The sequence below is a fragment of the Brotaphodocola sp. genome, from assembly GCF_983179755.1.
Map to the genome: position 1 here is coordinate 64,899 of NZ_CFAHBC010000012.1, position 10,116 is coordinate 75,014.

9 protein-coding genes are annotated in these 10,116 nt (G+C 45.2%); 7 read left to right on the plus strand and 2 right to left on the minus strand.

Going from position 1 to position 10,116, the window contains the following annotated elements:
* Positions 1–20: 20 nt before the first annotated feature.
* The 6 genes from AC4EVX_RS06530 to AC4EVX_RS06555 all read left to right on the plus strand — a co-directional run bounded on the left by AC4EVX_RS06530 (position 21) and on the right by AC4EVX_RS06555 (position 5,508).
* Positions 21–1,262: a DNA-protecting protein DprA gene (locus AC4EVX_RS06530; RefSeq protein ID WP_490159825.1), complete on the plus strand. Its 1,242-nt coding sequence runs from the start codon at positions 21–23 to the stop codon at positions 1,260–1,262.
* A 3-nt stretch (positions 1,263–1,265) separates the two neighbouring features.
* On the plus strand, positions 1,266–2,408 hold the full coding sequence (locus AC4EVX_RS06535) for a ComF family protein (protein ID WP_490159826.1): 1,143 nt from the start codon (positions 1,266–1,268) through the stop codon (positions 2,406–2,408).
* Positions 2,409–2,703: 295 nt separating this feature from the next.
* Positions 2,704–2,922: a hypothetical protein gene (locus AC4EVX_RS06540; RefSeq protein WP_490159827.1), complete on the plus strand. Its 219-nt coding sequence runs from the start codon at positions 2,704–2,706 to the stop codon at positions 2,920–2,922.
* A 112-nt stretch (positions 2,923–3,034) separates the two neighbouring features.
* Positions 3,035–3,931, plus strand: coding sequence for a LysR family transcriptional regulator (locus tag AC4EVX_RS06545; protein ID WP_490159828.1), 897 nt, complete (start codon positions 3,035–3,037; stop codon positions 3,929–3,931).
* Positions 3,932–4,205: 274 nt separating this feature from the next.
* On the plus strand, positions 4,206–4,679 hold the full coding sequence (locus tag AC4EVX_RS06550; RefSeq protein ID WP_308450865.1) for a flavodoxin: 474 nt from the start codon (positions 4,206–4,208) through the stop codon (positions 4,677–4,679).
* A 61-nt stretch (positions 4,680–4,740) separates the two neighbouring features.
* Positions 4,741–5,508, plus strand: coding sequence for a carboxymuconolactone decarboxylase family protein (locus tag AC4EVX_RS06555; protein WP_490159829.1), 768 nt, complete (start codon positions 4,741–4,743; stop codon positions 5,506–5,508).
* 227 nt (positions 5,509–5,735) lie between these two features.
* On the opposite strand, the gene AC4EVX_RS06560 is transcribed toward AC4EVX_RS06555, so the two are convergent.
* Positions 5,736–7,529: a [FeFe] hydrogenase, group A gene (locus AC4EVX_RS06560; RefSeq protein WP_490159830.1), complete on the minus strand. Its 1,794-nt coding sequence runs from the start codon at positions 7,527–7,529 to the stop codon at positions 5,736–5,738.
* A complete protein-coding gene (locus tag AC4EVX_RS06565) occupies positions 7,523–9,355 on the minus strand; it encodes an NAD(P)-binding protein (protein WP_177977248.1) in 1,833 nt (610 codons plus the stop codon). Before AC4EVX_RS06565 ends, AC4EVX_RS06560 begins: the two co-directional genes overlap by 7 nt.
* Before the next feature lie 357 nt (positions 9,356–9,712).
* Between AC4EVX_RS06565 and AC4EVX_RS06570 the strand changes: the two genes are divergently transcribed.
* The gene (locus AC4EVX_RS06570) at positions 9,713–10,045 is read left to right on the plus strand and encodes a cupin domain-containing protein (RefSeq protein ID WP_177977249.1); all 333 of its coding nucleotides are present in this window, start codon (positions 9,713–9,715) and stop codon (positions 10,043–10,045) included.
* Positions 10,046–10,116 lie beyond the last annotated feature (71 nt).

Sequence of the window (10,116 nt, forward strand, 5' to 3'; positions counted from 1 at the left end):
TTATAAGGGAGAGGATAAGCATGAATGGAGTAGAAGTTTTAGCGGATCAATTGTTTTTTTCTAAAGAGGCAGCCGAATTTTTGGGAATTACAGTACAGAGACTGAATAAACTTGTGAAAGAAGGAAAGATTAAACCTTTGAAAAAGAATGCCTCTGGTACGATTTTCCATATTGATGAATTGGAGCGAAGAAAAAAGGAACTGAAGATTTTTTCTGAAGTTGAAAGAAAGGTGGGAAGCGGAATGTTTGTTTTTGATACAGGAACAAAATGTGAGGCATTAAATTTCGCAACTCTAATGAATGTACTTTGTATGACAGAGCACAAATTGGAACCTTTGTTTGACCGTTTTGGAAAGACGCATCAGTTAGATATTCCTATGGATATGGAAAATATGGCAGAGGAATATGCAGAGTTTTTTTTAGTAGACAGAAAAGTACTTTTAAAAGAATATGAAAAAGCAAAAATGGCTTTTTTTACGCTACGAGAGACAGATGAAATTATAAAGCGAGGAAGCAGAGATTATCCGCCGTTACTTGCCAAAACAGAACAGGCACCAAGATTTTTGTATATAAGAGGAAAAAAATCATTGCTATACGAAACGAGAACGGTAGCTTTGGTTGGATCGCGGCAGGCTTCTGAAAACTCAAAGGAAAATACAATACGGTTAGCAAGATCGTTGGGGCAGAATGGCATTACGGTGGTTTCGGGATTGGCAAAAGGAATCGATGTGAATGCTCATCTTGCTGCGCTGAAATCTAATTATAATACGATTGCAGTAATTGGAACAAATTTAAATCAGTATTATCCGTCGGAAAATAGATGGGTTCAACAGCAGATAGAAGAAAAAGGCTTGGTTGTATCACAATTTTCGCCAGCCAATATGACGGAACGTTGGTTTTTTCCGTTGAGAAATGGAACGATGAGCGGATTGTCATTGGCAACTGTGATTATGGAAGCCGGAGAAACGTCGGGAGCGTTGAAACAGGCAGATTTTGCATTAAAGCAGGGAAGAAAAGTACTGATTCCGGAATCGGCATTAAAAATGGAAACAATAAGTTGGCCAGCAAAGTATGTAGAACGCGGGGCGCTTCCAGTAAAAACGCCTATGGATGTCTTGAGAATCTTGGCAGAAAGCAATATATTTCAAGCTGACTTGGAAGCAGAACAACTTACACTGGATGATTTTTGGAATTCCCAACCAGAGCAAGAAGATGCTACAACGTGGAATAGTTGGTCGGAATCTATTACAATCGAGGGATAAATTATGTACCGCTGTATAACAGAACTAAAAGCATTGGTGATTGATGTAGATAGTTTTGAAAATATAAATATTTGTGAGTGGGATGAGATTATTTCTTCTTATAATTGTTTGTTTTTGACTTCGGTGAGTGAAACGCAGAAAAAATTAAAAGAACGTTTTGGTTTAAAAACGATTTTGGGAATGAAAGAGTATTTGGCAAAATGGGCACCGACACCAGTTTTACATATGTATGCTTTAAAAGCATTGAATGTTCAAACAACAGAATTAGCGTATGTTTCCTGTAATATTTTATTTTTGAGACGTGCATTAACTTTTTGCAGTGGAACGATTTGGATTACGAATCATGTGGGTTATGAGGATATTAGTACATCGCCAGATATTTTGTGCCCTGATTTCCTGTATTTTAAAAATCACTTAAAGTTAGGAATAGGGGGATATGTTGGTGAAAGTATTGTTTCGGGAAAAGGTGATCGCAATCGTCTTATGGTTGCGGTAATGTTAGAAAAACAGCCAGAATTACGAATGCGTGTGTTAGGGAGATACTATTCGTATACGCATTATATGAGCCAGAAACATCTGTATTCGTCTGCTGTTTTTTTAAATAAGAATCCTTCAAGTAAGGCATTTGGAGTATATAATGATACTTTTTTGAAGTTATATGAGGGTGCAATACATGGAATCATGAAACATACAGACGTATATGGAGTGTGTTCGGTTCCACCACATTTAGGCGAGAAGAATCGTTTTCATATGATTCTGGATCAGATTGAAAACGATTGTAATATAAAGAATCTTGAAAATCAATTTCGATGTATAAGGGAATATCCAAAACAAAAAGGGAGATCTTCAGCGGATAGACAGGAAAATATTTCGGGTGTATTTGCTTATGATGGGAGATTAGATGGAAAAACAGTTATTATTTTAGATGACGTTGTTACAACTGGTGCGACCATAAAAGAATGCGCAAAAGTAATGTATCAAGCAGGAGCAAAGTTGGTTTTGCCGATTGTCTTAGCAGTAAATCAGTATCCTGGAAACTATTGGTCATCAGAACAGCCAGATGTTTTATGCCCAAAGTGTGGAATGCCAATGAAATTGTTAATTAACAGCAAAACAAAGAAATTTTTTTATAGTTGTACGAGGTGAAAAACGGTAAAAGATTTTGAAGTGGGATGGAAAGAATTTTGTAGCACAGTAAATAAACAGATATTTGAAACCGAATAAAAAAGCAATGTCATTAACTTTAGCAAAAAGCAGAAATCGCAAGCATTTATAAACTATGGTTTCTGCTTCTTAATTTTTATATGGGCATACTTATCCCGTTCTCTTTTGACTCGTATTTTAGATCAGTATGCTCTTTTATGAGTATTCGAATATTTTCCTGCTAACTGCCCTTTTGTTCTAGTATAATGCGGGTCAGGTCGAACGGGAACAATTTTTGTTGGACAAAGTTCAAAAACATGAAGTAATCTCTAAAGAAAGTTTTAAGACTTTAAAAAGAAGAGGGCTAGTAGAAGGACGATATCCAAATATTTATGTATCATTTAAAGTAGCAGATATTGTAGGACAAAAGGCAGCGTATGTTCGCAATAAAGGTTTAGATGATGATATTGTGGAGACTTGTGGAAAAAATCGATATGCAAGATGGAGATTAAAATAAAAATGTATTATGCCATCAGGTAATAAGAATTAAGATAAATAAGAACGTGTTTATAAAAATGAGAATAGCCTTTACAAGTGAGATTGTATCAGAAAGTTAAGGGGAAGAATTTATGGATTTGAGAGTACTGCGCTATTTTTTGACAGTTGCAAGGGAACAGAGTTTCACGAGGGCGGCAGAAAAGTTAAATATTACCCAGCCAACGCTTTCGAGACAGCTTGCAGGGCTTGAGGATGAGCTTGGGGCGAAACTTTTTGACCGCGGTGGTCACAGCATTACGCTCACAAATGAGGGTCTGCTCTTGAAACGGCGGGCGCTCGAGATTGTGGATTTGGAGGAGAAGATCCGAAGTGAATTCAAGAGTGACGATGAGTCGGTTGAGGGAACGATCACTGTGGGATGCGGGGAATTTATGGCGGTGGAAGTCTTGGCGGAGATCTGTAAGCAGTATAAGGAAAAATATCCGCTTGTCCAGTTTGCAATCCACACGGGAACCGCAGACACGATCTCGGAGATGATGGGACGGGGACTTGTGGATATCGGACTCTTTTTTGAGCCGGTCAGCACCGAGGGGCTGGATTACATTCGGATTCATGGGAGCGATCACTGGGTCGTGACGTTACGCGCGGACGATCCGCTTGTGAAAAAAGAATTTATCACGAAAGAAGATTTGATCAAACTGCCTCTGATTGTACCGGAGCGCACGAATGTCCAGAGTGAGCTTGCGAATTGGTTTGGCGCAGATTTTAGCAAAATCAACATTGCGTTTACGAGCAACCTCGGCACAAATGCGGGTGTCATGGCAAAGCATGGTCTGGGGTATCCGGTCTCGATTGAGGGGGCAACCCGGTATTGGGATAAAAATCTGATTGTTCAGCGCAGACTTTATCCGGAAATCAAGACGAGCACTGTGATTGCATGGCGAAGAAATATTCCGTATTCTCCGGCTGTGAGACGTTTTATCGAGGAGGTCATCGCTTATCAGACGCATGAAAACGAAAATGTTTAGTCCCCGTACACGGGTAGGAATTGTTTGAGCTATAAAATTATAACAATGCTTACAAGGCATAAATATTCATATAAAATAGGTATTAGACATAATGAGACCGAAGATTATATAATAAATATGCGCGTAATGATACGGTACTGTGCAAGGGACAGAAGAGGCAGACAGAAATGACAGGCAAGAAAACTTGTGCGAAAAAAACTTAGTTTCATTGCGTGCAGACAAAAAAGATCTGTGAGCAGAATGTGATTGATTCATAAAGTAGGAGGTATCAGCAATGAAGAAGAGAGTCGTAGCATTTTTCAGTGCAAGTGGAGTGACAAAGAAGGTAGCTCAGATGATTGCAGAGGCAGGTAACTGTGATTTGTATGAGATTACACCGAAAGTACCGTACACGAGAGCAGATCTGGATTGGATGAACAAGAAATCCAGAAGCAGTGTTGAGATGAGTGACAAGAAGATCCGCCCGGAGATTGCAGGCGAGGAGTTCGCTGTCGAGAATTACGATGAGATCATTCTGGGGTTCCCGATCTGGTGGTATGTTGCACCGACAATCATCAATACATTCCTGGAAAAATATGATTTCTCCGGAAAGAAGATTGTTCTGTTTGCAACTTCTGGTGGAAGCGGATTTGGCAATACCGTCAGAGAGCTTCAGCCGTCTGCACCGAAGGCAGAGTTTGTTGAGGGTGGACTTTTAAACAGAGCCAATAAGCAGGAAGTTGAGAAGTGGTTGCAGTCCGTGGACTGATAGATGTGAATTAGAAATGCACAGATAGATGAAAAATTCACAGAAGGGAAGGAATGGAACAATGGCAAAAATTGTACAGACAGCAGGAAGAAATGCGCTCGGGGAATTTGCTCCGGAGTTTGCACATTATAACGATGACGTTCTCTTTGGAGAAAACTGGAACAATCAGGATATTGATGTGAAGACCAGAAGCATCATCACCGTAGTAGCCCTCATGGCTTCCGGTATCACGGATTCTTCTCTGAAATTCCATCTTCAGAACGCAAAGGCACATGGTGTCACCCAGAAGGAGATTGCAAGCATCATCACTCATGTCGCATTTTATGCAGGATGGCCGAAGGGCTGGGCAGTTTTCAACCTTGCAAAAGAGGTTTGGAATGTCAATGAAGGAGATCTCCCGTATGAGGATGAGGCGATGAGAGCTCATGCAAAGTCAATGGTATTCCCGATTGGTGAGCCGAATGTGGCATATGCAAAGTATTTTATCGGACAGAGCTATCTTGCTCCGGTATCGACGAGCCAGGTTGGAATTCACAATGTGACATTTGAGCCGGGATGCCGAAACAACTGGCATATTCATCATGCAAAGAGTGGTGGTGGACAGATTCTTGTCTGTGTAGCCGGACGTGGATATTATCAGGAAGATGGCAAGGAAGCGGTTGAGATGAAGCCGGGCGATTGCATCAACATTCCGGCAGAGGTAAAGCACTGGCACGGTGCAGCACCGGACAGCTGGTTCAGCCATCTTGCTGTCGAGGTACCGGGCGAGGAGACCTCGAATGAGTGGTGTGAGCCGGTAACCGATGAAGAGTACAGCAAGTTAAAATAAGAGGCACTGTTACTGCACACCATAGCATTTATATTGTACTTGAAGTAAGTAAATGCTTGTGGCGAGATAAAGACCGAAAAGGCAGGAAACAAAAGACAAACAAAATACAGGTACAGACAAAATACAAAATTAGAAGAACCGGTCTTCTGCCAGTAGAGCAAAAGAACCGGTTCTTTTTGTGTGCCAAGATTGTGTGCCAAGGCACATTCTTTTTTATTCCTGAAACATTATCCCTGAAGTCGGATGTTCGGGTTGATTACATGACCGTTTCGATCACGGCGCGGGCTTAAAGGCATCTGCCAGCGGTAGTGATCGGTGTGGAGAAGCATATGCGCCTTGTGGCTCAACGGCTTCTCGAAGAAGTTGTTGTACAGATCCCAGACATCCGGGTTCATGTGTGAGTAGCGGATGCTGGCATTTCGGTCTAAGAAGTACAGGTTCTGACCACGCTCGTATGCCATCTCATATCCGTCGTGCTGAGGCTGTCCGCCACCGCCGACGCAGCCGCCCGGGCATGCCATGACTTCGACGAAATCATACTGTTTCTCTCCGCGCTCGATTGCGGTCAGGAGTGCGCGGGTGTTCGCGAGTCCGCTGACTGCCGCAATTCTCAGCTGACGACCGTTTAAGTTGAATTCTGCCTCGGTCAGCCCCTTGCTATCAGAAGAAGCGCGGACATTTTCAAATGCATCCGGCTCACAGTTCTTTCCCATGATCGAGAAGTAAGCGGTTCGCAGAGCAGCCTCCATAACACCTCCCGTAGCGCCGAAAATCACACCGGCACCGGAACCGTCGTGGAAGAGGCGGTCAGGCTCAACATCCTTGAGCAGTGCCGGGAGAATGTTTGCACCGCGGATCATGCGGACGAGCTCTCTCGTTGTGATAACGCAGTCAGTATCGTGACCGGCATACTCCTCATAGTAGAGTTCCATCTCTGCCTCGCCCTTCTTTGCAAGACACGGCATCACAGCGACGGAGAAAATGTCCTCCGGCTTCTTTCCGAGCTGATCGGCAAAGTAGGATTTCATCACAGCGCCGAACATTTGCATCGGGGATTTGGCGGTTGAGAGCTGAGGAACAAACTGCGGGAATTCACTCTTTACAAAGCGAATCCATCCCGGACAGCAGGAGGTGAACATCGGACGACCGCCGAGCTCGCCTTTCTGCATGCGCTCAAGAAGTTCGTTTGCTTCCTCCATGATTGTCAGGTCAGCGGAGAACGTGGTATCAAATACATAGTCGGCACCCATTTTTCTCAGGGCATCGAAAATCTTTCCGATTGTGGCTTCCTGACGGGAGAGACCGAGTCCCTCACCCCATGCAGCACGGACAGCTGGGGCAACCTGAACGACGACAATGCGGTTCGGGTCGGCGAGGGCACGCCAGAGTTTCTCAGTGTCATCGCGCTCTCTGAGTGCGCCGGTCGGGCAGTGCGTGATACACTGACCGCAGAGTGCACAGTCTGCCTCGCGGATCGTGCGGTTGCAGGTGACATTGATTGTGGAGCGGGCACCGGTTCCCTCGAGATCCCAGATGTCAAGGCTCTGAATCTTGTCGCAGACCTGGATACAGCGCATGCACTTGATGCACTTTTCAGAATCGCGGATCAGCGGGAATGTCTTATCCCACGGCTGTTTCTCAAGACGCTCTCCAAAACAGCATTCCTGAATGTTCAGATCGTTTGCAATCTTCTGGAGCGGGCAGTTTCCGCTTCGCACACAGGTGGCACACTTGCAGTCGTGCTGGGAGAGGATCATCTGAACTGTCAGACGGCGGTCAAGGCGTACCTTCGGGCTGTTGGTGTAGACGACCATGCCCTCTGCAACTTTGGTATTACACGCAGTCAGCAGGCGTTCCTTTCCCTCGACCTCCACTACACAGACACGGCAGGCACCGATGTCGTTTAAGTCTTTCCAGTAACAAAGATGTGGGATGTTGATGCCGAGTGTAGCAGCTGCCTCCATCAGGGTTGTACCTTCCTGCACAGAAATCGGATGTCTGTCAATCGTTAAGTTTACCATAATCTCTCACGTCCTCCTTTAAAGATTCCGAAGCCGAAATGGTCACAGCGGAGGCAACGTCCGGATTCCTGTGCAATTTCTTTTTCGCTCATGCAGTTTTCGACTGCATCAAAATCGTTCTTTCGCTCACATGCTTCCCGCTCAGTCAGTTCCACGCGTCCGCACGGGGTCGGATCACTGATTTCCGGTTCCGGGATCTCGATATCGCAGGTGATGTCGTGGTGATAGCCGAGGTATTCGTCGATGTTTGCGGCAGTTACCTTTGCAGCAGCGATTGCCTTGATAACCGTCGCCGGACCGGATGCACAGTCACCGCCTGCAAATACATCAGGGATTCCATTGAATCCGCCGTTCGGGAGTGTGACGATCTTACCGCGCTCAACCGGAATTCCGGATTCCTGATAGTGGCTGGTCTCGATGTTCTGACCGATTGCGACGATCAGAGTCTGGCACGGGATCACGTATTCCTCTGCACCGCTTGCAGTCACGGAAGCACGACCGTCTTTGATCTTGCTGATCATCTGCGGGGTAACGCGAAGACCGCTGACATGACCGCTCTCGTCAAGTTCAATTCCGGCAGGAGCAACGAGTGTTTTGAGTTCAACGCCTTCCGCGATGGCAGCTTCGATCTCAGCCGGCAGAGCCGTCATATCCACAGTACGGCGACGGTAAACAATGCTGACCTTCTTTGCGCCGAGGCGGACTGCGGTGCGGACAGCGTCCATCGAAACGTTTCCACCGCCGACAACGGCAACATCCTGACCGGTTAAGTCGATGTTATTTCCAAGACTTACATTTCTGAGGAAACCGACGGCAGACATGATTCCTGGTGCGTCCTCGTTTGGCAGACCGAGTTTCTTATCGGTGGAAGCACCAATGGTAATCAGAACCGCATCGTAGTCTCTTCGGAGGTCGTCGAGTTTGACATCCATACCGATCTTTACATTGTGAATGACCTTGACTCCGGTTGCAAGGATTGCGTCGGTATCCTTCTCAAGCTGATCTTTCGGCAGACGGTAGTTCGGGATGCCGTAGCGGAGCATACCGCCGAGTTTCGGAAGCATCTCGAGAACGGTGACCTGGTGTCCCATCAGCTGAAGATAGTAAGCGGAGGCAAGTCCGGACGGACCGCCACCGACGATTGCGACTTTCTTTCCGGTCGACGGAGCACATGGTGGCGGTGGAACGGTTCCTGCAAGGTCGGAGGCGGCGCGCTTTAAACCGCGGATATTGACGGAAGTGTCGACCATGTTTCGACGACAGCGTGCCTCACATGGATGCTCGCAGATAAATCCACAGGTTGCCGGGAACGGGTTGTCCTTGCGGATCAGCTGAATCGCGTCTGCATATCGTCCGGCGTGAACGAGGGCAATATAACCCGGGATATCAACATGAGCCGGGCAGAGCGCAACACACGGAACCGGCTGAGAAGTCATGCAGGTACAGCGCTTGTTGCGGATATGTCCCTCAAAATCATCTCGGCAGGTATGGGAAACACGCCATACCATGCGCGCTGCCTCAAAACCGATCGCACAGTCCGCAGTCTGCATGATCGAAGCGGCAGTCTCCTCAATCAGGTCAAGCGTATCGTAATCTGCTTCGCCGTTGAGAACGTCGGTCAGCATGTGTTTGAGTTGGAGAAGTCCAACACGGCAAGGAGTGCATTTTCCGCAGGTCTGTGCATGACACATCTCGATAAATGCTCGCGTCATATCGACTGGGCAGAGACCGGGTGGGCTGGCAACAATACGCTGTTCCAGAGTTTTGTAAAGACTTTCGATCATCAACTGGTCTTTACCTGGGGTAAATAATTCTAATCGGCTCATATGATGTTCTCCTGTTTCTATATGATAATTACCACATTTATTTATCTATTTATCGAGTTGACAATTTTACATATATTAGTACTCATATGGATTCTTTTATTGGTACTCTATTTATCTGTACGATTTGAAAAAGTTTTCATAATTGTTTCTCAATAACAAGTGTAAGAAGAGTATAACATGAAAATAGGAAAAATGCACTAATTGTCAAAAACTAAACGGGAGAAAAAGAAAAAAATGCACAAGTTCTCGATAAAAACCCAAAAAACGCCATAGAAAATGAGAGATATGCGTGATAAAATAGAAAATGGGAGAAAAACTGACAAATTTTTTTCAAATAATAAATACGGAGGGAAAGAAATGTTAGATCAGAGATGGGTGTTTCATCAGAATGTAAAACCGGAGCAGGCAGGCGAGGGAGTGACACGCCGGGTGTTAGCTTACAGCAAGGATTTGATGTGTGTCGAAAATACATTTGAGGAGGGAGCAGTCGGAGCACTTCATCACCATCCGCACACCCAGATTACCTATGTGGTCAGCGGAGAGTTTGAGTTTGATATTGATGGGGAGAAGCATATCGTAAAGACGGGAGACACGATGCTCAAGATGAATGATGTGGTACACGGCTGTATCTGCAAAAAGGCGGGAATCCTTCTCGACATCTTTAATCCGATGAGAGAAGATTTCGTATAAAAATTCTGTAATTCTTTAACTAAAACTTCCCACACCGGTACGGTGTGTTGAACCTTGAAAATTCAATATTT

Coding starts and splice junctions, on each gene's coding strand:
- AC4EVX_RS06570 (WP_177977249.1), top strand. CDS start 9,713: ATGTTAGATCAGAGATGGGTGTTTCATCAGAATGTAAAACCGGAGCAG.
- AC4EVX_RS06555 (WP_490159829.1), top strand. CDS start 4,741: ATGGCAAAAATTGTACAGACAGCAGGAAGAAATGCGCTCGGGGAATTT.
- AC4EVX_RS06565 (WP_177977248.1), bottom strand. CDS start 9,355: ATGAGCCGATTAGAATTATTTACCCCAGGTAAAGACCAGTTGATGATC.
- AC4EVX_RS06550 (WP_308450865.1), top strand. CDS start 4,206: ATGAAGAAGAGAGTCGTAGCATTTTTCAGTGCAAGTGGAGTGACAAAG.
- AC4EVX_RS06560 (WP_490159830.1), bottom strand. CDS start 7,529: ATGGTAAACTTAACGATTGACAGACATCCGATTTCTGTGCAGGAAGGT.
- AC4EVX_RS06535 (WP_490159826.1), top strand. CDS start 1,266: ATGTACCGCTGTATAACAGAACTAAAAGCATTGGTGATTGATGTAGAT.
- AC4EVX_RS06530 (WP_490159825.1), top strand. CDS start 21: ATGAATGGAGTAGAAGTTTTAGCGGATCAATTGTTTTTTTCTAAAGAG.
- AC4EVX_RS06545 (WP_490159828.1), top strand. CDS start 3,035: ATGGATTTGAGAGTACTGCGCTATTTTTTGACAGTTGCAAGGGAACAG.